Origin of the sequence: Aeromicrobium sp. (assembly GCF_037719875.1) — a bacterium.
Lineage (GTDB): Bacteria > Actinomycetota > Actinomycetes > Propionibacteriales > Nocardioidaceae > Aeromicrobium.
In genome coordinates this window covers 36,613-57,576 of sequence record NZ_JBBJMJ010000012.1, presented here as the reverse complement: position 1 = coordinate 57,576, position 20,964 = coordinate 36,613, and the positions used below count along the sequence as shown (strand labels likewise).

Genomic DNA, 20,964 nt, shown 5'->3' with positions numbered 1-20,964 from the left:
TGAACGAAGACCCCCGCTTCATCCCATCGCAGGAAAGAGACACCCATGACCGTTTACGTCAGCGTCCACCAGGCCCCCCCGCTTGCACCTGAGGAGGTCTCCTCCTACGTGCCCGAGATCAAGCAGAACACCTACGCCGAGTTCCAGCAGTGCTTCATCAACATGGAGCTGGGATACATCGTCACCGTCTACGAGTCCGAGTCCGAGGAGGAAGTCCGCAAGGAGTTCGACCGCATCGGGTGGCCCGTGGACACGGTGACCGAGGTCCACTTCTCGGTCGATGCGGCCGGGCTCAACGCGATCCCGGACGAGTGACCGCGGCAAACACTCAGGCGGCCGGGCCTCATCTCTCGTCTCCGGTCAACCTGAGGTTCAAGGCTGATTGGGGGCAGGCCAACCTCACCCGGATATCCGGGTGGCTCGCGCAAGAGGTCGGGGACCGCTCCCCCCGCGAGTCTCAGTTCTCGATCCACGCAGGCCGTGGTGGGATCGACGCGGTCGATGCGCTGCGCGACGGTAGCGTCGACATCGCGCTGGTCACACCCGCCGCGGCAGGACGCTTGCTCCTCGAGGGTGCCGGACCCACCGATAACCCGGCGGCGCCGTGGCTTCGGTCCCTCGGCAAGATCGCGCACCGGGACCGGCTCGTCGTCGCCGTGGACGCCGCACTGCCGGTGCACTGTGTCGCCGATCTGGCCGCCGTCGCGGCTGACCTCGTCATCGGCACATCTGCCGACGACGGCGTCAACGCGATCGGCTTGGCAGCACACCACGGACTGAAGCTGGCGGGCGCCGACCCGGCGCAGCTCCGACGGGACGGCGCTGCGTTCGTCTACGAGGAGCGACCTTTCCCGCTCATCCATGCGTTCGCCACCGGTTCGATCAACGTGCTGATCCAGGAGGCCGTGATGATGCCCGCGTGGCAGCGGATCACCGAGCGTCGCCCGGTCCGTTATCTCGAATGGGGTGACGACGTGCTCGACGGGTTCGCAGCACTCGGGTGGCCGAGCGCCGTCGTGGAGGCGGGATACCTCCCATCGCTCGACAAGGACCTGCTGACCCTCGACTTCGCCGACTTCCTGTTGTTGTGTTGCGAGGACCTCGACGACGAGGTTGCCTACCTGACGACCTGGTGCATGGTCGAGACGAGACTCGCGCTCGAGGGGCAGTACAAGCACATGCCTCCTGACCGGACTCCCGTCGGATATCCCCTCGATCCCGCCGAGATGCAGAAGACGCCAGTGCCCCTCCACGCCGGGGCCGCACGGGCCTACCTGGACCTGGCGGATTCGGGCCCACTCACCGACGGATTGATGTGGACCTGAGTCATGATCCGTTGTGACCTCCTGATTGTCGGCGCAGGGCCAGCGGGCCTGTTCGCGACCTACTACGCCGGCATGCGCGGCCTCGATGTCGTGCTCGTCGACAGTCTCGCCCACCTCGGTGGACAGGTCGCGGCCCTCTATCCCGAGAAGCTCATCTACGACATCGCCGGGATGCCGGCTGTGAAGGGGCGAGACCTGATCTCCGGGCTTGTCGAGCAGGCCCGGAGCGCACAGCCCCAGATCATGCTCGGCGAGGAATGCGCCACGATTGACGACCAGTCAGACGGCTCCGTCGTCGTCACGACCTCCACCGGCACCGAGATCGGTTGTGGCGCAGTCCTCATCACGGGGGGGATCGGACGCTTCACGCCGCGACCGCTCCCCGCGGTGGACGCCTACACGGGCGACGGCATCCACCGCGTCGTCGCTCCTGCCGAGGAGTATGTCGGAGAGGACGTCGTGGTCGTCGGTGGCGGCGACAGCGCAGTCGACTGGGCCAACATGCTCGTGGACAGTGCGAACACGGTCACGTTGGTCCACAGGCGCGCGCGCTTTACGGCACACGAGAGCTCTGTCGATGAGCTGCGCACCTCCGGCTGTCGCATCATCACCGATGCCGAGATCCTGGAGATCACCGGGGCGCCGTCCGTTCGGCGGGTTCTGGTGAAGGCGGCCGATCAGGACGGCATCGAGACCGTTCCTGCGTCGATCGTGATCCCGGCTCTTGGCCACATCGCATCACTCGGACCGTTGCTCGACTGGGGACTCACGATCAAGGGACGTCAGATCGAGGTGGGCACGGACATGGCGACCGGCCGTTCGCGGGTCTATGCCGCTGGTGACATCACCGACTATCCGGGCAAGGTCCGGCTCATGGTGGTGGGCTTCGGCGAGGCAGCGACAGCCGTCAACAACATCGCCGTCGTCCTGCGTCCGGACGAGGACCTATTTCCCGGGCATTCATCCGAGCTGCCGCGGATGTTGGCGACAGAGTCGAGGGGATAGACGTGACGTACGTGATCGGTGAGGCCTGCATCGACGAGATGGATGGCTCTTGCGTGGACGTCTGTCCCGTCGACTGCATCTACGAGGGTGAGGAAAAGCGCTATATCCAACCGGTGGAATGCATCGACTGCGGCGCGTGCCTCACGGCGTGCCCGGTCAGCGCAATCACCTCGCCGAACGACGGGCATGATCGGGTCTGGGCCGTCGACAACAGCGACTTCTTCGAGCTCGCTCTTCCCGGCCGTGGCGAGCCGATCGGGAGTCCTGGCGGCGCGTCGAGTCTCGGCAAGATCGGTGTGGACACCCCGCTTGTCACCCAGCGGGGAGGGGAATCGTGACCACTTCGCACCGTCAGATCGAGGACGTCGTTGCCGCCTGCTCAGCCCTCGCCGCAGCGGGGCTCGCCGACATGATCTGGGGACACCCGTCCGTCCGCGACAGCGGTGGACGGGGTGTGTGGATGAAGGCCTCGGGGCATGGCTTCGAGGAGGTCGACAGCGACCGGGTGGTCCTCGTCTCCTGGACAGGTGAGGTGCTCGAAGGATCGGGCCGCCGGCACCTCGAGCACCCGATCCATACCCAGATCTACCGAGCCCGTCCTGACGTGAACGCGGTCGTTCACACCCACGCGCCCGCCTTCGCGGCCTTCGCGTCGCTCGACGTGCCGCTGCACCCTCTGTCGCACGATGGGGTCCCCTTCACATATCCCCAGATCCCACGGCTCACGACTGTTGGGGGATCGTTGATCTCGACGGCCGCCCTCGGTGACGCCACGGCCACGGCGCTCGGCGATGCGAACGGACTGTTGTTGCCCAGCCACGGAGCGGTGACGGTCGGCCCCGACGTCGCGACAGCGGTGATGTACTCGGTGTTGCTCGAGCGTGCGTGCCGCATCGAGCTGACCGCGCTCGCTGCTGGGGGCCCGAAGATCTGGTCAGATGAGCAGGAGACGGTCCACAAGCGCAGCGAAGTCTGGAACAACTCCCAGCTCGAGGCCGGCTTCGGCTACCTCACCCGCTCCGGAGCGGCACGATGAATCACGCGCCCGGACCGACCCTCGCCGTCGAGCAGGAATTGGTCATCCGATCGATAGACCGCGAGACGCAGGCGCTGCTCGCGAGCGTGCTCGGCGGGTTCCTCGAGATCGATCTGCAGTTCGCACCTGTCCTGGACGGGTTCACCGGCGGTCACGTCATCACCCATCTGTCTCGCGAGGCCGATCGGATGGCAGATGCCCTCCTCGAGGCGACCGGGCTTCCCGTGCCGCCGCTCGACGGCGAGAGGCAGTGGGAGGTTGATCCGGGCGGATTGCGCCCTGCTGCCGTGCTGATCGAGGACTTCGTCGAGTCGTCGTCGCGTCTCAAGGCGGCAATGGCGGGCGTGCACGACTGGTCATCGCTCGCTCATGGCGTCCGCGAAGTGCCGGCGCGGCGTCTCATCCAGCTCGTGGTCCACCATGCCGACCTCCAGCGATCCTGGGAGTCCGTCTCGCACGAGGAAGCTGCCGTCGCAGTGTCACGACTTTCCTCAGTGTTTGCGGCCGAGATGAGCGACCTACTTTTCGTCGTTCGACCGGACCAACCGCTGATCTCGAGTGCACGGGAGGACGGAAGGACGGTGCTCACCGGCGATGCTCGGGCGCTGCTCGCATGGGCCTCCGGTCGCCTCGCCCAGATCAGCTCCGGCTCCGCCGCAGACCTGCCCCCTCGGGACCGCCGAGTCTGGTTCTGAACCCACAACATGCAACTTGGAGGAGACAGATCGATGAAGATCACCCACTTCGGACACGCCGCCGTGCTGGTGGAGACCCCGAGCGGCGTCAGGGCGTTGTTCGACCCTGGGGCATACTCCACCGGTTTTGAAGATCTCGAGGACCTCGATCTGATCCTCGTGACGCACGCTCATCCCGACCACGTCGACGCCGACCGACTCGTCGCGCTGCGTGACGCCAATCCGAACGTCGTGCTGGTCGCGAATGCCGATGCCTCCGCCGAGGCTGGCGCCAGTCGTGACGGCGACCGGCAGGTGTCTGACGAGGACGCACTTGAGGTCGCAGGGGTGCGCATCGAGCTCACCGGTCAGACACATGCGTCCATCCATCCCGACCTTCCCTCGGTGAGCAACACGGGTTTCATCCTCGATGGCGAGGTCTGGCATCCCGGCGACGCCTTCGACGCAGAGCCGAGGAAGGTCGACGTGCTCCTGCTGCCGGTCGGAGGACCGTGGATGAAGATCGCCGAGGCGGTCGACTTCGCTCGGGCGGTCGCTCCCCGAGTGATTGTCCCGATCCATCAGGGCGGTCTTGCCGACGTGCACCGTCAGCTGCACTACGGCCTGCTCCGCAACCTGGTTCCGTCCGAGCTCGTCGTCCTGGAGGAAGGAGTCGAGCGTGAGTTCTGACATGGCCGACCTGCAGAACGCCGACTTCGAATCGACGCCGGAGCTCGAGCGACTTTACGCGGACTTCTCTGCCCATCACCTCGCCCCGCTGTGGACCCAGGCGTCGGAAGTGCTGTCGTTCCATCCGCGCTCGGATGCCGTGCCCCACGTCTGGCGGTGGGACGACCTGTATCCGCTCGCAGAGCGATCCGGCAATCTGGTGCCCGTCGGCCGTGGGGGAGAGCGGCGCGCGATCGCACTCGCCAATCCCGGTCTCGGGGGCGTCCCATACGCCACTCCTACGATCTGGGCGGCGATCCAATACCTCGGTCCGCACGAGACTGCGCCAGAACATCGCCACTCTCAAAATGCCTTCCGCTTCGTCGTCGAAGGTGAAGGAGTCTGGACTGTCGTCAACGGCGATCCAGTCGCGATGCGACGAGGCGACTTCCTGCTCACCCCCGGGTGGAACTTCCACGGGCACCACAACGGCTCCGACTCTCCGATGGCCTGGATCGACGGACTCGACGTGCCGTTGTCCGACCACATCGACGTCGGCTTCTTCGAGTACGGGACCGAGCGGGTCACAGATGAGTCAAGTCCGGAGTTCTCGCGGTCGGAGCGACTGTGGGCCTACCCCGGGCTGCGACCGCTCTCAGGGCTGGACGATCGGGTCAGCTCGCCGATCGCCGCCTACCGCTGGGAATACACCGACAAGGCTCTGGCGGAGCAGCTCAGACTGGAGGACGAGGGGCACCCTGCAACGGTCGAGCAGGGACACGCGGCGATCCGGTACGTCAACCCGACTACTGGTGGGGATGTCATGCCCACCCTGCGAGCGGAGTTTCATCGCCTGCGAGCGGGAGCGACGGCGCCAACGCGGCACGAAGTGGGTTCCTCGGTCTGGCAGGTCTTCGAGGGCAGCGGAGTCTTCGTGATCGACGGAGCCCGACATGTGATGGAGAAGGGAGACCTCGCCGTCGTCCCGTCGTGGGTCCCTTGGTCGATTGAAGCGGAGACCGAGCTCGACCTGTTCCGTTTCAACGACGGCCCCGTCATCGAGCGACTGGGATTCGCGAGAACCCACATCGTGGATGTCGAGCAATGACGGGAGCACGCACGGCGCTGGGCGGACCGAGGAACGACCTGATGCTCGCGCACCGTGGCACGGCCTATTTCCTGCGCGTGCTCGCGCAACTGCCCGAGCGGGCCTACGACGAACCGGGGCACCCAGCCGCGCCGCATGATCGTCGTACGACGATCGCGACAGTCGGCTGTGACGCTCGTGGGTGGGCCACCCTAGTCGAGGCCGTTCGTGAGAAGCGTCGAGAAGCCATCACCTTCGCCGTCGGCGAGCGAGAGGCGGCGATCTCCTCAGGTGCCACCCTTCCTCCACGTGCGCTTCGGCACTTGGTCGAGCACACCGCCGTTCACCTCGCGGTCGAGTGGCGCGACCTGCCGGCCGCCAACTGGAGCGGGGAGGGGGTCGATGATGAGGGTGCTCCCTTGCCGATCTCGCGCACTCCGTGGCTTCGTGCACGGCAGACGTGGCTCGCGGCAGTCGACCTGGGCTCGGGCGGCACATTCGGCGACTTCCCGCCGGCACTCATCGATCGTCTCGTCGCCGAGCAGAGCGCATCGATCAACAGGCGTGGTGATGACCATCAGGTCGAGTGGCGGGGGGCGACGCTGAGCGGATCTCCGGCCTCGATCGTTCGCCGCATGTTGCGCGGTTCCAGCCGCCATCAAGACAAGCCGACCACCTCGCCGGTCGGTGCCCATCTGTCCAGCGTGGAGGAGCCGTCATGACCCAAGAAGCTCACGATGTCATTGTCGTCGGCGGAGGGATCGGGGGGCTTGGCACGGCGCTTGCGCTTGCACGCTCCGGCGTGCCCGCGCACGTCCTCGAACGGGCACCTGAGTTCTCCGAGGTGGGTGCGGGACTGCAAGTGGGCCCGAACGCTGTGCGCGCACTCGATCGACTCGGGCTGCTCGACGAGGTCTATGCCACCGCGGTGTTCCCGCGGCGCGGGGTCGTCTCCAGTGCGCTGACGGGCGAAACGTTGACCACGCTGGACCTTGGTGACGGATTCCGCGAGCGTTTCGGTTATCCGTACGTCGTGCTGCATCGCAACGACGTGCTCTCACCTCTGCTCGAGGCATGCCGCGCGCATCCCCTCGTCTCGCTGGAGAATGACCGCACCGTCGCCCAGGTCGTCGACACCGGCGACCGGGTGCGAGTCTGTTGCGACGACGGCCACGAGCTCACGTCCAAGCTGGTGGTGGGCGCAGACGGTCTCAACTCAAGGGTTCGCACGCTCATTGCTGACGACGACCCCGTCTTCAGTGGTTATGTCGCCTTCCGGGGCGCAACGCCGATCAAGGCGACCACCGCGGCGGAGGACGAGTCCGATGTCAGGCTGTGGATCGGTCCGAACGTGCACCTGATGCAATACCCGGTGCGGAGCGGCACGATGTACAACCAGGTTGCCGTCTTTCGCGTCTCGGACGCGAGCGAGGAGCAAGACGGGTGGGGCAGCGACGCGTTGCTCGAGCGTTTCAGCCCCATGTGCGACGAGGTCCGCAGCACGGTCGCTGCACACGCAGAGGCCACGGCCTACCCCAACTTCGACAAAGAGCCGCTGGGCACGTTCGTGGCGGGGCGGGCGGTTGTGATTGGCGACGCTGCGCACCCGATGCTCCAGTACTTGGGTCAGGGAGCCTGTCAAGCACTCGAGGACGGCCTGACGCTCGCAGCGACGCTCGGCGGACAGGTCGACGACCTTTCGGGATTGGCACGCTATGACGCTCTTCGCGTGCCTCGGACGACGCGCTGTCAGCGTTCGGCCCGGCCATGGGGGGAGTCATGGCACACCACCGACCCGATCCTGGGCGCCTATCGCGATCGCTACCTGCGAATGCGGGCGCCCGATGACTACAACGAGCTGGCATGGCTGTACGACGACGCACTCGCGAGCCTTCTCGGCCCCGTGGAACAAGAGATGGAGACCCGACGATGAAGCTGACCACCTTTTTCGGCCCGGACGAGAGTTACCGATTGGGCGTGGTCGACGGTGAAGACGTCGTCGACATGACCCACTGTGTCGAACGACAGGCGCCTCTCGGGCTGGTGAGCCCGATGCGGGCCTTGCTCGCAATGACCGACTCGCCCGCAACCTTCCTGGGCGATCTCGACGGCGAGCGGCTGCCGCTGTCATCGGTGCGGCTGGCACCGATTGTGCCCGATCCCGCCAAGATCATCGCCGCTCCAGTCAACTACCGGGCCCATCAGGCGGAGATGCAGGAGGACTATCACATCGATGCGCTGGGCATCTTCTTGAAAGCCACGTCATCAGTCATGGGCTCCGGGGGCACCGTGCGTCTTCCGTACTCCGACCGCCGCTTCGACCAAGAGGGTGAGCTCGCGCTGGTCATCGGTCGCACGGCCTCGCATGTGTCTGCCGACGACGCGCTCGGTTACGTGGCCGGCTACACGATGCTGCTCGACATGACGATGCGCGGCGGCGAGGATCGGTCCACCCGGAAGTCCTTTGACGGCTTCACGCCGGTCGGTCCCTACCTCGTGACCCCTGATGAGGCGGGCGCTCCGGACGACATGCGGCTGCAGACCTGGGTCAACGACGTCCTACGCCAGGACGCCGATGTGAGCGACCTGATCTGGGACGTCCCTCGGCTCGTCGAGTACGCATCGTCGGTCATGACGCTCCGACCGGGCGATATTCTCACGACCGGGACCCCGGCCGGTATCGGGCAGGTCTTCGACGGCGACCGCATTGCCGTCGAAGTCACCCATCTGGGCCGGCTCGAGGTCGCAGTCTCGAGTGACGGAGCGGTGAGCTGTCCGACTCGAGGCGCGCAGAGGGGCCCCAAGCCGCCCGAAGAGGTCACACCGGTGCGCGCCCGATGAACCACCCACTCCGCACGCTGCGAGTCGAGGGGCGTCGATGACAACGGTCGAGCGGGTCGCGGCCATCGTCATGCTGGTCCCGGCGGCGATCTGGGCGGGCATCATCGCTTGTTTCGCCGTGGAGCGTGTGAACCTCTGGTCGCGCATGCCGACCGACCAGTACGTCGTGGACTTTCGGCGTTCTCTTCGTCGCGTTGATCCGCTGCAGCCGATCCTGGCAATCGTCTCGATCGCCGGGTCGGCGGTCTATGCAACGAGCACCGGTGGAACGGCGTCGATGTTCGCTTGGGTGGGAGCGGCGCTGATCGTCGTGGTGATTGTGATCTCCCTCGCCGTTCCCGAGCGCATCAACGCGCAGTTCCGGCGGCGCGAGGAGGGCGAGGCTCCGCCGAACGTAGAGATGTTGCGTGAGAGGTGGCGGGCCTTCCATCTCGCCAGGGTCGTACCGGCGGTTGCGGCGCTGATCGCGCTGGTCCTCGCAACCACCTTTGCCGGATGAGGACCTGCTTGGTGGGGCGGGGCCCACGAACCGAAGGGCGATCAAAGGGTGTCCGGATATATAGGAGTTATATCCTGTTAAACAGGAAATGTGCTGGATTCGTGGTAATTTGGGATTGCGCGTCATGACACCGATATGGCGATCGGGCGGCTTGAATGTGAAGGAGGTTTACCCGTGGCATCAGTGAGGAACTCGCCTGCACTACGCCACGCCGGCGACTTCTTCGCTCTGTCCGGGGACTCCATCCGGGCAATCTTCCGCCGGCCGTTTCCGACCCAGGAGTTCCTCGAGCAGACGGTCTTCATCGCGAGCGTTTCTTTCCTGCCGGTGATCTTCGTGACCATCCCGTTCACGATCCTGGTCCAGTTCTTCCTCGGCCAGCTGCTCGCCGAGATCGGGGCTGTCGATCTGTCTGGGGCCGGAGCGGGATTCGCGGTCATTCAGGAGCTCGGCCCGTTCTGTAGCGTGCTCGTTGTCGCAGGCGCCGGTGCGACGGCGGTGTGTGCCGATCTGGGATCTCGTACGATCCGGGATGAAATTGACGCGCTCCGGACGCTCGGTCTGGACCCTGCGCACCGCTTGGTCGCTCCGCGAATCGTGGCTTTCGTACTGGTCTCGGTGAGCCTTTACGGGGTCGTGGCCGTAGTCGGTCTTGTCGGAACATTCATATTCTCGACGCTCGTGCTCGGCGCAAGTCCGGGTCTGTTCGTTTCCAATCTGACGCTCCTCACCAGTTTTAGCGCCTTCGTGCTCAGTCTCATCAAGACCGCTGCCTTCGGTCTGACCGCGGCTCTCGTCGCGTGCTACCTCGGGCTCAACGTCAAGGGCGGAGCCAAGGGCGTTGGCGAGGCGGTCAACCAGACTGTGGTGTTCACTCTGATGCTCCTGCTCGTGATCAACACTGTGCTGACGACGGTCTTCCTACAGATCGGCGGCGGCACATGACCATCGACGAAGAGGCCTTGCCACCTTCGACCTATGAGTTGAGGGATGGACGGATCACCGCGGGGGTGCGGACCGTTGCCAAGGCCCCCGTCAGGGGTCTGGACGCGGCCGGGGACCAGGTCCACTTCTATCTTGCAGCGTTCGCGGGTATCCCCTATGCGCTGACCCGACACCGACGCGAGATCGTGCGGCTGATCGCTGGCGTCACTTTTGGCACCGGCGCCCTCGCGGTCATCGGGGGAACAGTTGTGACGGTCGCCTTCCTGACGGCGTTCACCGGCATAGAAGTCGGCCTCCAGGGATATTCCCAGCTGTCCGACATCGGAGTGGAAGCGCTGTCCGGTTTCATCTCGGCCTATATCAACACGCGCCTTGTCGCCCCTGTCATCGCGGGGATAGCCCTGGTCGCCACAGTCGGCGCCGGATTCACTGCCCAGCTCGGCGCCATGCGTGTGGCTGAGGAGATCGACGCTCTCGAAGTGATGTCGGTGCGCAGCATCCCGTTCCTGGTAAGCACCCGCATCATTGCGGGCTCCGTGGCGATCATCCCCATTTTTGCCGGGGCGCTGCTCTCCTCGTGGGTGTTCACGCGCCTCATTGTCACGGTCGGATTCGGTCAGTCCACTGGAGCCTACGACCACTATTTCAGCACCTTCCTCATCCCCACCGACATCATCATCTCGTTCGTCAAGGTCCTCGGGATGGCCCTGGTCATCATGACGATCCATTGCTATTACGGGTTCACTGCCTCGGGTGGACCTGCCGGGGTCGGCCAAGCCGTGGGTCGAGCCGTGCGGTTGTCGTTGGTCGTCATCCTGTTCACCGATCTGCTCCTCAGCTTCGCCCTGTACGGGTCGACCGACACGCTCAACATCTCGGGTTGATGACGATGACTCTGGTTCGTAGACGCCTGCTCGGCCTTGCCGGGATCGCCCTCGTCATGGCTTTTGTCGTGCTGATGCTCGGGATCTATGAGAAGGCATTCGTATCGACCACGATGGTCACCGTCGATGCTGATCGCGCTGGCCTCTTGCTCGACGAGGGGTCGGATGTGCGTGCTTTCGGAGTGCCGATCGGGGAGGTGCGGTCAATTCGCTCGGTCCGCGGCCGGGTCAGCATCGAGGTGGCGCTGGACCGTGACATGGCCAAGGACATACCAAGCGGTGCCACCTCGACGATTCAAGCCTCGACTGTGTTCGGCTCCAAGTACATCTCGTTGGATGTTCCGCGCGGCAAGACAGGGCCATCGATCCGCTCCGGCGAGGTCATTCGAGCCTCCGATACGACCGTCGAGGTCAATGACGTGTTCGAGTCAACCCTCGACCTCGTGAGTTCAATCGACCCGGCCCAGCTCAACTCGACGCTCACGACGATGGCCACAACGCTTGATGGGCGAGGCGAGAGGCTCGGAGAACTCCTCGAAGGGTCGCGCGACTACCTCCGTGTGTTCAACCGGCGGCTCCCGCAGCTGCGGGAGAACATCGAGCGTTCTGACGATGTCTTGCGAACGTACAAGCAGGCGTCCCCAGAGCTCATCGACACTTTGAGCCAAGCCGGGACCACAAGTCGAACCGTGGCGTCCAAGCGTGGAGCGCTTGACGACCTTCTGGACGACTCCGTCTCATCAGCGGGCACGATCGAAGAGTTTGTCGACACGACTGAAGAGCCGCTCGCGGCGGCGTTGAGACAAGCGCGTCCGGTCACCGGTCTGCTCAGAGACTTCGCGCCCGCCATCACCTGCATCATCACCAGTCTGGATGCGGCGCAGGCAAGCCTCGAGGACGTGCTGGGCAAGGACGTGCCGGGAGTCCAGACGACATCTGGCTTCCTGCCCGCCCAAGATCCCTATCGGACGAGCAAGAATCTGCCGAAGTTCATCACCGGAGTCGGCCCCACCTGTCAGCCCCTGCCAACCGCGGCCAAGCCCAACCCACCCCACATCAACTTCAAGGACGGAACCGAAGGGGTGTACGACAACGACCCGGGTGCCGACCCACAGACCCCGGTGCAGGTCTACGAAGGCGGCTTCGCGGACTTCTTCGGCGACAGTGGGCTGCTTGTTCTTCTGGACGACCTGGCGAACAGAGACGTGCCGTGAGGATCCGGGGTCGCACGTTGCTGGTGGTGCTGATTTTCGTGGCGGTCACCAGTCTCATGACGACGATCGTCGGCCTCACCTTCGCCCGAGTGCGGCTGGACGACTCCGGCACCTACCGCGCAGTGTTCTCAGACGCTTCGGGGCTGCAGACCGGGGTCGACGTGAGGGCTGTGGGGGTGCCGGTCGGCACCGTCAAGTCAGTCGAGTTGAACCGTGGCGGGGGAGTTCTGGTGACGATGACAGTGTCCTCCAAAGTGCCGGTCACGAGTGCGACGAAGGCCCGCATCCGCTATGCGAATCTCACGGGCGACCGATTCCTCGACCTGCGGGAGGCGGTTGGCCGAAGTGGTCGCCGACTTGCGCCGGGCACGACGATCCCGCTTTCACGCACCCAACCGGCCTTGGATCTGGACCAGTTCTTTGCTGGCTTTGATCCCTTGATGCAGGCGCTCGACCCGGACGAGGTGAACCAGTTGACGTCCAGCATCATCTCCGTCACCGAGGGACAGGCGGGATCCGTTGAGAGCCTCCTTGGGAGTGTGGGCTCGTTTACCACCCACATCGCCGAGAGGGACGCGCTGATAGGCGACGTCATCACCAACCTGTCCAGTGCGCTGGGTGTCGTGGACAACCGCCGCGGCGACCTCGACGACCTCATCGTCGGTCTGTCAGACCTCCTCGATGGACTCGCAAAGGACAGGAAGTCCATCGGGGCATCGCTTGCGTCCATCAACACATTGGCCGCGGACACCGCGCGAGTGGTCGGCGACAACCGGGCCGACATCAAAGCGAACGTCAATCAACTTGGAAAAGTGTCGCGGAACGTGCTCCAAGAGCGAGATGTCGTGGACAGAGCGCTCGGCGAGCTGCCGACCGTTATCCAGAAGCTCGGCCGGGCCGGCGCCTATGGATCGTATTTCAACTTCTTCCTCTGCGGCGCACGCGTACGCATCGATACCGGTGACGGTAGCCCCGTCTATCTGCCCGGTGCCGAAAGCACGGCCGACCGCTGCACGTACAAGGCGGGAGAACGATGAAGGCGTTGTTCGACGGCCGCCAGCTCCGCGAGCTGCCCGCTGCGAACATCGGCTTGGTCGGTCTGACGATGGTTGTCCTCGTTGTGGCGTTGGCGCTGAATGTCTCCAACCTGCAGGTCCTGTTCGCCTCCGGGCAGTACACGGCCGACTTCATCGAGGGTGGCGGAGTGCGTGAGGGCGACGACGTACGCGTCGACGGCGTCAAGGTCGGTTCTGTTCGTGGTGTCACGCTGGGCGAAAAGTATGTCGAGGTCTCGTTCACAGTCGACGGCGTCGACCTCGGCGACGGCAGTCGGGCAGAGGTCAAGAGCGCCAACGCGCTCGGGCGCAAGTTCATGGCCGTCAGCCCGGGTGGGGCCGGCAAGATTTCGTCCATCCCCGTCTCACGGACCGACCCGGGCTACTCCGTCAACACTGCTCTGGGAGATCTGACGACCAACAACGCCGAGCTCGACGTCGATCAGGTTGCCGAGTCATTCGAGTCACTCAGCACGATCCTGGCCCAAACCCCCGAGGAGTTCCGCTCAGCCCTGAGCGGTGTCACTGATCTCTCACGCAGCATCACCAAGAGGGACGAGGCGTTGGCCCGTCTTCTACAGCGTTCGACACGTGTGTCGCGGGTGTTGGCAGATCGGAATGAGGAGATCACAGCCATCATGACCGACGGCAGTGCCGTGCTGGGTGAACTGCAACAGCGACGCGAAGTCGTGCGTGCGCTGCTGCGCAACACTGAAGCAGCAGCGCGGCAGCTCGAAGGACTCGCCGACGACAACGCCAAGACACTCAAGCCAGCGCTCACACAGCTGAAGATGGCGGTCAAGATCCTTGAAAAGAATCGAGACTCGCTCGAGTTCGCCGTGCAGAACGTGGGCAGCTTCGTGCGCGGCCTCGGTGAGGCCGTCGGTTCGGGTCCATTTTTCGCGGCTTATGTCCAGAACCTCACCGCCACCAATGTCGTGCCCATCCTTCCTGACCTTCTCGGCGACATCGAGCAGACGCCATGAGGCGGCACGTGACCTGGTTTCGGACCGTCGCCGTGACCGTGGCCGCGATACTCGCTGGCGCCGCCCTCGTGGTGATGCAAACCCCGAAGATGACCGTCGTTGCCCATTTTCCATCGGTCAAGGGGCTGTATGTGGGAGACGACGTCACCGTGATCGGGGTTCCAGTCGGAAAGATCACGGCGATCGATTCGCGCCGCGGCGATGTTCGGGTGGAAATGGAAGTCTCCTCCGATGAGCCACTGGCAGCAGATGTCAAAGCGGCACAGGTTGCGACTTCGTTGATCTCTGTGCGTGCCATCACCCTTGGTCCCCGTTACACGGGAGGGCCAAGGCTGCGTGACGGTGATGTCATCCCGCAGTCGCGCACCGCGGTGCCGGTCGAGTGGGACGAGATCAAGAACCAGCTCATACGTCTCAGCGAAGCCCTCGGACCAAACGGTTCGAACCAGAACGGCGCACTCAGCGATCTGGTCGGGACAAGCGCTACCTTCCTCGACGGGCAAGGCGATGACATCCGAACGACGATCACCCAAGTGTCAGAGGCGCTCTCGACGTTGTCCGACAACCGCGGTGAACTGTTCGCGACGGTGCGCAATCTCCAGGTGTTCGTGACGGCGCTGAACAGCAGCGATCGTCAAGTGCGCTCGTTCAATACCCGACTGGCAGACGTGTCAGGTGTCCTGGCCGAGGACCGAACCCAGCTCGCAGCAGCCCTCGCTCGTCTGCGTTCAGCGTTCGTCGATGTGCGGAAGTTCTTGAAAAGCAACAAGGACGTCACCGCGAGCACGCTCCAGACCCTGCGCAGCACGACGTCGGTGCTAGGCGAGAACCCGCAACCGCTGGCCGACCTCCTCCAGGTAGCGCCGGGCGCCCTGTCGAACCTCTACGGCATCCTCGACCCGCGTGTTCCGGGGCCCACGGGCATCTTGACACTGTCCAACCTCAGCGATCCCGCGAACTTCGTCTGTTCGGGTTTGTACTCGGTCGGCGGAACCGAAGAGATGTGCCGGCAGGCTCTCGGGCCGATCCTCAAATACTTCAAGGTCAATGCCCCGCCCGTCGGCTTGCGTCCCCCCACGGACGGCGGGACAGGCGGTGGCGTGGTCGAGCCCGGCGAGGCTGGAGCAGGATCGGGCGCCAACCCCAACCCACAAACTGACCGTGCAGACATCCTGAAGCAACTGGAATCGGCCCTGGAGGGATCGCCGTGAGGCCACTACGGCAAGCGATAACCGGTGTTGTCCTGTCGGCGCTTCTCGCCGTTTCGGGATGTGGCTTCACGGGGGTCAACTCCATTCCACTTCCGCTCAGCAAAGGTGGGGGATCGGATGCCACCACCGTCACGATCTACCTCGCGGATGCAGCCAACCTGGTGGCGAACTCCGAGGTCCGGTTCGACGAGGTGGTCGTTGGCTCCGTCCGATCGATAGTGTTCGATGGGTGGAAGGCGAAGTTGACGGTAGGCCTCGAGTCCGATGCGAGGGTTCCGGCTGACGCCACAGCAAAGATCGGGCAGAAGAGCTTGCTCGGGGCCGAGTATCTGGAGCTGTCGGCGCCCTCGAACGCCGATGAAGCGTTTCTGGCCAAGGGCGACGTCATCGACCTCGACCGCACAGGCCGCTACCCCGAGACGGAGGAGGTGCTCGCCGGTGCCGCCATGTTGCTCAACAACGGAGGACTGCCTCAAGTTCGCACCATCACGCGAGAGCTGAACAACACCCTTGGTGGACGCGAAGACGTCGTTCGTTCCTACGTCAGTGAGCTCCGCACCTTCGTGCGGACTCTCGACGACCAGCGCGAGAACATCATCGCCACCCTCGCAGAGCTGGATGCGTTCGCAAAGACGGTCTCAAAGCGTAGCGATATCGTCGACCAGGCCCTCGTCGATCTGCCCGACGGCGTCAGAACTCTTGCTGCCGAGCGGGAAGACTTGGTCGCTGCGCTGAGGGCGATCGGGAAGCTAGGTGACACGACGCACCGTGTCGTGACGACCGTCGAGGAAGACTTACGGGCGAATCTGAGGTCTCTGACCCCGATCACCAAGGCGGTCGTGGACGGCGGCACGAGCACCGGGCGGGCGTTCAACGCTTTGACTCTCCCCTTCTCGGTGAGTGGTGCCAACAAGATATTCCGAGGTGACTACGCCAACCTCTTTGCCACATTCAACCTTTCTGTTCCCGAGCTCGACAGATTCTTCCTTGGCGGCACACCTCTGGACGGCCTGTTCACCGGCCTTCTCGGATCAGTGCCCACGGGCGTCATCGACGATGCCGAAGATCCGCTGGCCGGCTTCAAGGCCCAAGGGGGCGAGGCCGGGAAGATCCTTGGGGATCTCGCGGACAAGCCGAACTCACGCAGAGATTCTCCCGGCACCGCCAGCACGCCCAAGCCCGCTCCCAAGGGTCTCCTCGACACGCTGCTTGGGGGTTCGTGATGCTGTCAAACCTCGTTCGGCTGCAGCTGATCGCCTTCATTGGCGTCACTGTCCTCACCGTTGTCATCATGACTCTCAACTACATCAAGTTGCCGTCCATCCTGGGCTTCGGCCGCGATGACGTGCAGCTCGAGCTCGCTGAAGCCGGCGGTCTGTATCCGCGCGCGAAGGTCAGCTATCGCGGCGAGGAAGTTGGCACCGTGACGTCGATCGATGTCCGCGCAGGCGGGGGGGCCGTGGCTGCCCTCAGCATTGACGACGAGGCCGACATACCCGCGGACGCGCAGGCTCAGGTTCGCAGTGTGTCCGCGCTGGGCGAACAGTACGTCGACTTCGTCCCGCCACCTGCAGGTGCCACCCGAGCGTCCCTGACGGACGGCAGTGTCGTGCCTGAGAGCCAGACCGCCCTTCCCACCAGCACGGGTGCGCTCCTCACCTCGATCGACGACCTCGTGTCCTCGGTTCCGCAGGACGACCTCCGAACCACTGTGGACGAGCTGGGTACGGCCTTCGCGCAAAGCGACGACGATCTTGAACTACTCATCGACTCGAGCCTTGCGCTGCTCGACGCCGGCAATGAGAACCTGCCACAAACACTGGCACTGATCGAGGACGCTCCAAAGGTGCTTGCCACCCAGCAGGACCTCGATCCATCGATCCGGTCGTTCGCCACCAGCCTGGACAGCTTCACCGCAGAGCTGCGGCGCAGCGACGGCGACCTGCGTGCGGTGCTGGAAACAGGTTCCCCACTCGTGAAGGAGGTCGCCGCATTGTCGACAAAGCTGCAACCAGTGCTTCCTCCCTTGCTTGCTGACTTCGCAACCGTTGGCGAGGTTCTCCGCACCTACTTGCCAGGCCTGGAGCACATCATCACCATTTTGCCTGCAATCGCCGCTGGTACGGTCGCCTCCACGCGGCCGGATCAAGACCTCGAGGCCGCCGGTCGCAAGGAGCTCAATCTCTACTTCAAAGGCAACGTCAACGACCCCCAACCGTGCACGACCGGCTTCGAAGACTCCGGCAAGGAACGTTCGCCGTATACCGACACTGGCCCTGCGCCCATTCCGCAGGACTCATACTGCAAGGTGGCGGCCGACGATCCGCGGGTCGTCAGAGGCGCGCGAAACCAGCCCTGCCCGAACAACCCCGCCCGACGCGGGGCCACCGCGGTGATGTGTGGCCTGGTGTTCGACAAGGCCTCCGTGAGGCGCACAGCATTTCTCGAGGCGGAGGGCCTGGGCGATGCCGGCGACGACATGGCCAGGTTGATTGCGCCACATGGCCGCCTGTTCCTCGTGGACTCCAGCGGAGACGCGCCCGCGAATTCGTGGCAAAAGTACGTGGAAGGATTGATCAAATGATCCACCGGATTCTCAACGTCAAGCCGGCGGTGTTGATAGTGGTCGCCGTGGTCCTGGTCGCCCTGTTCGTGTGGCAGGGAGCCGCATGGAACTCCCATCGGCGTGAGGACACCCGACGAGACTCCGCCCTGAAGGTCGCCAGAGCCCAAGTCGTGGATCTCACATCTTTGAGCGCAGGCACCGTCGAGGAGCGGCTGGCGGACATGTCGTCGCGTACAACCGGGAGCTTCAAACGCCAGCTCGACGGTATTGCGCAGTCCTTCTCGAGCACAGTGACCAAGAACAAGATCGAGGCTTCGGGAAAGGTCGCCGCGCTGGGTGTTGTGAGCTTCGGTGACGACAAGGCTGAGGTGCTCCTCGCCGCCGACGCGGAGGTCGACAGCGACGAGGCCGAGGCGACAACGGCTCGCGCCTACCGCATCAAGGTCTCCCTCGTTCTGTCCAGCGGACGCTGGCTCGTCAACGGCATGGAGTTCGTCGCGTGATCGGGGTTGAGCAGCTCGTACGAGGCAAGGTCACAGAGCGTCCAGACAACATGCCCGGCGGTGGTGTCCGTCTCAGTTTGACCATCGCGGTCGGTGTGCTCATAGTCGCATTGGCATCGGTCGCGTGGGTCAACCTGCGACATGACCAGAGAATCAAAGCGTCAGCAGACGCGCGGGACGCGAGTATCTCCAGCGTCGAGAAGTTGCTGAGCTACGATCCGGGAACTGTCTCCAAGGAACTCGACAGCGAGCTGGCGCTGCTGACCGGGTCATTCCGGACCGAGTACCGCTCGCTGGTCAAGACCACGATTGCGCCGGCAGCGACCAAAGGGAACGTGACCACTGATGCCTCGGTCGCGGCTTCTAGCACCGTCGCGCAGGGGCGTGACCGCGTCGTGTTGCTGACCTTCGTCAATGTCACAACGCGAAGCGACGAACTCGCCGACCCCCGCGTCAGTGGTAGCCGCCTGCGCCTGACGATGGACAAGGATGGCGATCGGTGGCTCATCAGCAAAATGGAGCCGGTGTGACGAGGTCGCCAGGACGACCGGAGCAGAGGCCGAGACCAAGCGCGCCCCGACCCACCGCTATCCCGCGCCCCCGGGGACCTGCCGCGCGCTGGCTGCTACCGCTCCCAGTCCTCCATGTCAGGACGGCCTTCGCGCCAAGCGAGTGACTCTGATTGAATGAAAGTGTGACCTCTGGTAGTGGCTATCGCGAACGCAACAGCACGGCGGACCGGGCGCTGACCCTGCTTGAGATGTTCACCGACGATCGCCTGGAGGTGTCGGCGGCTGAGGTCGCAGAGAATCTCGGCGTCGCGCGTTCCACGGCGTATCGATATCTTCAGACGCTGGTGCAGTCACAGTTCCTCTCAGAGGACGGGCGAGGCGGATTTCGGCTCGGGATGAAGGTTTTGCAGCTAGCGCGCCTGGCGCGCCAGGGTTTTGGGCTCTCAGAGATGGCCTTGCCCGTCATGCGGGAGCTCGCAAACGAGTTCCACCAAACGGTGCTCCTCACCAGACAGATGGGCAGCGCCATCATCTGCCTGGAGCGCGAGGAATCGTCGGCGCAATATGTGCGGTTCTCGTTTGAACGAGGCAGCATACTCAGCCTCAACGCTGGCGCGTCCGCCATGGTGCTGCTCGCTTGGCTCCCCGAGTCGCAGGCTCGGGAGCTGCTGACGACCGTCAAGCTCCAACGGTTCACGTCTACGACCCTCACCGATCCGGACGAGATTCTCGCAAGGCTTCGGCTGATCAAGGCAGAGGGTCACGCATTCAGCGTCGGCGAAGTCGACGCGACATCCGCAGGAATCGCGGCGCCGATCTTCCGACCGAATGGCGAGGTTCTTGCGGCCGTCAGCGTGGCGCTGGTTCGGTCTCGGGTCTCAGACCTGGACGTAGATCGGATCACCGCCAGGGTGGTCGAATCAGCGGCCCTACTCACCGAGCAAGTTGCTGTTCTGGATGTATAGGCCGCGACGTGAATGGCGGGGTCCCGAGCCAAAGCGCGCATGACTCGGGCGGACAGTCTTTCCACGCCGTCAGAGTCGTGTCAGCCGCGGTCACTGGTGTTGTGCTCGATGATGAGCCGCTGCGCCTCGTCGCGGTCGCGGGCACCGATGGCGTTGACGAGGCGCTCGTGCAGAACAAATCGAGCGGAGATGTAGTCAGGAAGTGGCTCGGCGTCACTGGCGGCGACTCCACGGGTGTGCAGCTGGATGAGCTCGAGGAGGCTGATGTAGACCGATCGCAAGATGGCGTTAGGGCTCACCTCGGCGATGCGCCGGTGGAGTGCCCAGTTGGCATGGACGAACGCGACAGGATCGCCGGCGTCCCGCGCCACGGCCATCTCCTGCAGGCATGTCCGCAGATCGCGAAGGTCGGAGGCGGAGGAGTGCCAGAGGGCGTCGTCGACGAGCAACGGGTCGAGCGCGTCACGCATCCGGACCGCGTCCGCGACGCTGGTAGCACTGCCGTCCAGCGCCAGCACAGAATTGCCCAGACGCACGATGGGTGAGCGCTCGGTGGCAAAGAGGCCACCGCCGGGCCCCGACCTCGAGCTGACGTACCCACGGCTCTGTGCAAGCTTGACCGCCTCGTTGAAGGTGCCCACCGAGACGTTGCACCGGTCTCTCAGGGCCACCTTGGTCCCAAGGTGCTCACCGGGCTCGGCGTGGTCGGCCAGCTCCTGGAGGATGCGTGCGGCGTACTCCGCCCGACTCTCGGGACGAGCGACGGGTCGCGATCCGGCGACGCTCACCAGGTCGGTCATTATGGGCCTCCGGTTAGGGTCGACAGATTCCGACCTCATTCATCATCATTGATGTTATCGCACGCCTTGACAGTGGCCGGCAGTACGCGCATGATCGAATCCATCATGATCGATCACATCGATAAGCGATGAGCGACCGAAGGAGTCGGGCCGCTCACGGCACGTCGTTGGCCGCACAAGGAGAGGG

Annotated in this window: 24 protein-coding genes; 23 read left to right on the top strand and 1 reads right to left on the bottom strand. The window is 64.4% G+C overall.

Translation table 11 applies throughout. The features are described from left to right. The first annotated feature begins 45 nt into the window (after positions 1 to 45). The 23 genes from WKF39_RS12025 (at position 46) to WKF39_RS11915 (ending at position 19,977) form a co-directional block, all read left to right on the top strand. Entirely contained in the window at positions 46 to 315 is a 270-nt protein-coding gene (locus WKF39_RS12025) for a hypothetical protein (protein WP_340388689.1), read from the top strand. After that, the gene (locus tag WKF39_RS12020; RefSeq protein ID WP_340388687.1) at positions 312 to 1,325 is read left to right on the top strand and encodes a TAXI family TRAP transporter solute-binding subunit; all 1,014 of its coding nucleotides are present in this window, start codon (positions 312 to 314) and stop codon (positions 1,323 to 1,325) included. The genes WKF39_RS12025 and WKF39_RS12020 overlap by 4 nt, the downstream gene beginning before the upstream one ends. 3 nt (positions 1,326 to 1,328) lie before the next feature. Next, positions 1,329 to 2,330 (top strand): NAD(P)/FAD-dependent oxidoreductase, encoded by a 1,002-nt coding sequence (locus tag WKF39_RS12015; protein WP_340388686.1) that lies wholly within the window; start codon positions 1,329 to 1,331, stop codon positions 2,328 to 2,330. Between the two features lie 2 nt (positions 2,331 to 2,332). Continuing rightward, a complete protein-coding gene (locus WKF39_RS12010; RefSeq protein WP_340388684.1) occupies positions 2,333 to 2,668 on the top strand; it encodes a ferredoxin family protein in 336 nt (111 codons plus the stop codon). Then, positions 2,665 to 3,366 carry a class II aldolase/adducin family protein gene (locus WKF39_RS12005; RefSeq protein WP_340388682.1) on the top strand — a complete coding sequence of 234 codons (702 nt, stop codon included), beginning with the start codon at positions 2,665 to 2,667 and terminating at the stop codon, positions 3,364 to 3,366. The genes WKF39_RS12010 and WKF39_RS12005 overlap by 4 nt, the downstream gene beginning before the upstream one ends. Next, entirely contained in the window at positions 3,363 to 4,061 is a 699-nt protein-coding gene (locus WKF39_RS12000; RefSeq protein WP_340388680.1) for a maleylpyruvate isomerase N-terminal domain-containing protein, read from the top strand. The genes WKF39_RS12005 and WKF39_RS12000 overlap by 4 nt, the downstream gene beginning before the upstream one ends. Positions 4,062 to 4,094: 33 nt before the next feature. Further along, positions 4,095 to 4,730: an MBL fold metallo-hydrolase gene (locus tag WKF39_RS11995; RefSeq protein WP_340388678.1), complete on the top strand. Its 636-nt coding sequence runs from the start codon at positions 4,095 to 4,097 to the stop codon at positions 4,728 to 4,730. Further along, positions 4,720 to 5,817, top strand: a complete 1,098-nt coding sequence (locus WKF39_RS11990; RefSeq protein WP_340388676.1) for a cupin domain-containing protein — start codon at positions 4,720 to 4,722, stop codon at positions 5,815 to 5,817. Before WKF39_RS11995 ends, WKF39_RS11990 begins: the two co-directional genes overlap by 11 nt. Next, complete coding sequence (locus WKF39_RS11985) at positions 5,814 to 6,518, top strand: maleylpyruvate isomerase N-terminal domain-containing protein (RefSeq protein ID WP_340388674.1); 705 nt, start codon at positions 5,814 to 5,816, stop codon at positions 6,516 to 6,518. The genes WKF39_RS11990 and WKF39_RS11985 overlap by 4 nt, the downstream gene beginning before the upstream one ends. After that, entirely contained in the window at positions 6,515 to 7,729 is a 1,215-nt protein-coding gene (locus tag WKF39_RS11980; protein ID WP_340388672.1) for an FAD-dependent monooxygenase, read from the top strand. Before WKF39_RS11985 ends, WKF39_RS11980 begins: the two co-directional genes overlap by 4 nt. Then, a complete protein-coding gene (locus WKF39_RS11975) occupies positions 7,726 to 8,637 on the top strand; it encodes a fumarylacetoacetate hydrolase family protein (RefSeq protein WP_340388670.1) in 912 nt (303 codons plus the stop codon). The genes WKF39_RS11980 and WKF39_RS11975 overlap by 4 nt, the downstream gene beginning before the upstream one ends. Positions 8,638 to 8,674: 37 nt before the next feature. Beyond that, the gene (locus tag WKF39_RS11970) at positions 8,675 to 9,136 is read left to right on the top strand and encodes a DUF1772 domain-containing protein (RefSeq protein WP_340388668.1); all 462 of its coding nucleotides are present in this window, start codon (positions 8,675 to 8,677) and stop codon (positions 9,134 to 9,136) included. A 174-nt stretch (positions 9,137 to 9,310) separates the two neighbouring features. Next, positions 9,311 to 10,081, top strand: coding sequence for an ABC transporter permease (locus tag WKF39_RS11965; RefSeq protein ID WP_340388666.1), 771 nt, complete (start codon positions 9,311 to 9,313; stop codon positions 10,079 to 10,081). Further along, complete coding sequence (locus WKF39_RS11960; RefSeq protein ID WP_340388664.1) at positions 10,078 to 10,965, top strand: ABC transporter permease; 888 nt, start codon at positions 10,078 to 10,080, stop codon at positions 10,963 to 10,965. The genes WKF39_RS11965 and WKF39_RS11960 overlap by 4 nt, the downstream gene beginning before the upstream one ends. Further along, positions 10,965 to 12,179 (top strand): MCE family protein, encoded by a 1,215-nt coding sequence (locus WKF39_RS11955; protein WP_340388662.1) that lies wholly within the window; start codon positions 10,965 to 10,967, stop codon positions 12,177 to 12,179. Before WKF39_RS11960 ends, WKF39_RS11955 begins: the two co-directional genes overlap by 1 nt. A 26-nt stretch (positions 12,180 to 12,205) precedes the next feature. After that, positions 12,206 to 13,216, top strand: coding sequence for an MCE family protein (locus WKF39_RS11950; RefSeq protein WP_340388660.1), 1,011 nt, complete (start codon positions 12,206 to 12,208; stop codon positions 13,214 to 13,216). After that, a complete protein-coding gene (locus WKF39_RS11945) occupies positions 13,213 to 14,220 on the top strand; it encodes an MCE family protein (protein WP_340388658.1) in 1,008 nt (335 codons plus the stop codon). Before WKF39_RS11950 ends, WKF39_RS11945 begins: the two co-directional genes overlap by 4 nt. Then, positions 14,217 to 15,431, top strand: coding sequence for an MCE family protein (locus WKF39_RS11940; protein WP_340388656.1), 1,215 nt, complete (start codon positions 14,217 to 14,219; stop codon positions 15,429 to 15,431). The genes WKF39_RS11945 and WKF39_RS11940 overlap by 4 nt, the downstream gene beginning before the upstream one ends. Beyond that, on the top strand, positions 15,428 to 16,654 hold the full coding sequence (locus WKF39_RS11935) for an MCE family protein (protein WP_340388654.1): 1,227 nt from the start codon (positions 15,428 to 15,430) through the stop codon (positions 16,652 to 16,654). Before WKF39_RS11940 ends, WKF39_RS11935 begins: the two co-directional genes overlap by 4 nt. Further along, positions 16,654 to 18,015, top strand: coding sequence for an MlaD family protein (locus WKF39_RS11930; protein ID WP_340388652.1), 1,362 nt, complete (start codon positions 16,654 to 16,656; stop codon positions 18,013 to 18,015). Before WKF39_RS11935 ends, WKF39_RS11930 begins: the two co-directional genes overlap by 1 nt. Further along, positions 18,012 to 18,500 carry a hypothetical protein gene (locus WKF39_RS11925; RefSeq protein WP_340388650.1) on the top strand — a complete coding sequence of 163 codons (489 nt, stop codon included), beginning with the start codon at positions 18,012 to 18,014 and terminating at the stop codon, positions 18,498 to 18,500. The genes WKF39_RS11930 and WKF39_RS11925 overlap by 4 nt, the downstream gene beginning before the upstream one ends. After that, positions 18,497 to 19,030, top strand: coding sequence for a hypothetical protein (locus WKF39_RS11920; RefSeq protein WP_340388648.1), 534 nt, complete (start codon positions 18,497 to 18,499; stop codon positions 19,028 to 19,030). Before WKF39_RS11925 ends, WKF39_RS11920 begins: the two co-directional genes overlap by 4 nt. Before the next feature lie 164 nt (positions 19,031 to 19,194). After that, positions 19,195 to 19,977: an IclR family transcriptional regulator gene (locus WKF39_RS11915; RefSeq protein WP_340388733.1), complete on the top strand. Its 783-nt coding sequence runs from the start codon at positions 19,195 to 19,197 to the stop codon at positions 19,975 to 19,977. 80 nt (positions 19,978 to 20,057) lie between these two features. On the opposite strand, the gene WKF39_RS11910 is transcribed toward WKF39_RS11915, so the two are convergent. Beyond that, a complete protein-coding gene (locus tag WKF39_RS11910; protein WP_340388647.1) occupies positions 20,058 to 20,777 on the bottom strand; it encodes an FCD domain-containing protein in 720 nt (239 codons plus the stop codon). Between the last annotated feature and the right edge of the window lie 187 nt (positions 20,778 to 20,964).

What these genes read in the sequence shown, in the direction of transcription:
- WKF39_RS11975 (WP_340388670.1), top strand. Translation starts at nt 7,726, where the DNA reads ATGAAGCTGACCACCTTTTTCGGCCCGGACGAGAGTTACCGATTGGGC.
- WKF39_RS11955 (WP_340388662.1), top strand. Translation starts at nt 10,965, where the DNA reads ATGACGATGACTCTGGTTCGTAGACGCCTGCTCGGCCTTGCCGGGATC.
- WKF39_RS11910 (WP_340388647.1), bottom strand. Translation starts at nt 20,777, where the DNA reads ATGACCGACCTGGTGAGCGTCGCCGGATCGCGACCCGTCGCTCGTCCC.
- WKF39_RS12015 (WP_340388686.1), top strand. Translation starts at nt 1,329, where the DNA reads ATGATCCGTTGTGACCTCCTGATTGTCGGCGCAGGGCCAGCGGGCCTG.
- WKF39_RS11995 (WP_340388678.1), top strand. Translation starts at nt 4,095, where the DNA reads ATGAAGATCACCCACTTCGGACACGCCGCCGTGCTGGTGGAGACCCCG.
- WKF39_RS11925 (WP_340388650.1), top strand. Translation starts at nt 18,012, where the DNA reads ATGATCCACCGGATTCTCAACGTCAAGCCGGCGGTGTTGATAGTGGTC.
- WKF39_RS11980 (WP_340388672.1), top strand. Translation starts at nt 6,515, where the DNA reads ATGACCCAAGAAGCTCACGATGTCATTGTCGTCGGCGGAGGGATCGGG.
- WKF39_RS11970 (WP_340388668.1), top strand. Translation starts at nt 8,675, where the DNA reads ATGACAACGGTCGAGCGGGTCGCGGCCATCGTCATGCTGGTCCCGGCG.
- WKF39_RS11930 (WP_340388652.1), top strand. Translation starts at nt 16,654, where the DNA reads ATGCTGTCAAACCTCGTTCGGCTGCAGCTGATCGCCTTCATTGGCGTC.
- WKF39_RS11985 (WP_340388674.1), top strand. Translation starts at nt 5,814, where the DNA reads ATGACGGGAGCACGCACGGCGCTGGGCGGACCGAGGAACGACCTGATG.
- WKF39_RS11940 (WP_340388656.1), top strand. Translation starts at nt 14,217, where the DNA reads ATGAGGCGGCACGTGACCTGGTTTCGGACCGTCGCCGTGACCGTGGCC.
- WKF39_RS11945 (WP_340388658.1), top strand. Translation starts at nt 13,213, where the DNA reads ATGAAGGCGTTGTTCGACGGCCGCCAGCTCCGCGAGCTGCCCGCTGCG.
- WKF39_RS12000 (WP_340388680.1), top strand. Translation starts at nt 3,363, where the DNA reads ATGAATCACGCGCCCGGACCGACCCTCGCCGTCGAGCAGGAATTGGTC.
- WKF39_RS12025 (WP_340388689.1), top strand. Translation starts at nt 46, where the DNA reads ATGACCGTTTACGTCAGCGTCCACCAGGCCCCCCCGCTTGCACCTGAG.
- WKF39_RS11960 (WP_340388664.1), top strand. Translation starts at nt 10,078, where the DNA reads ATGACCATCGACGAAGAGGCCTTGCCACCTTCGACCTATGAGTTGAGG.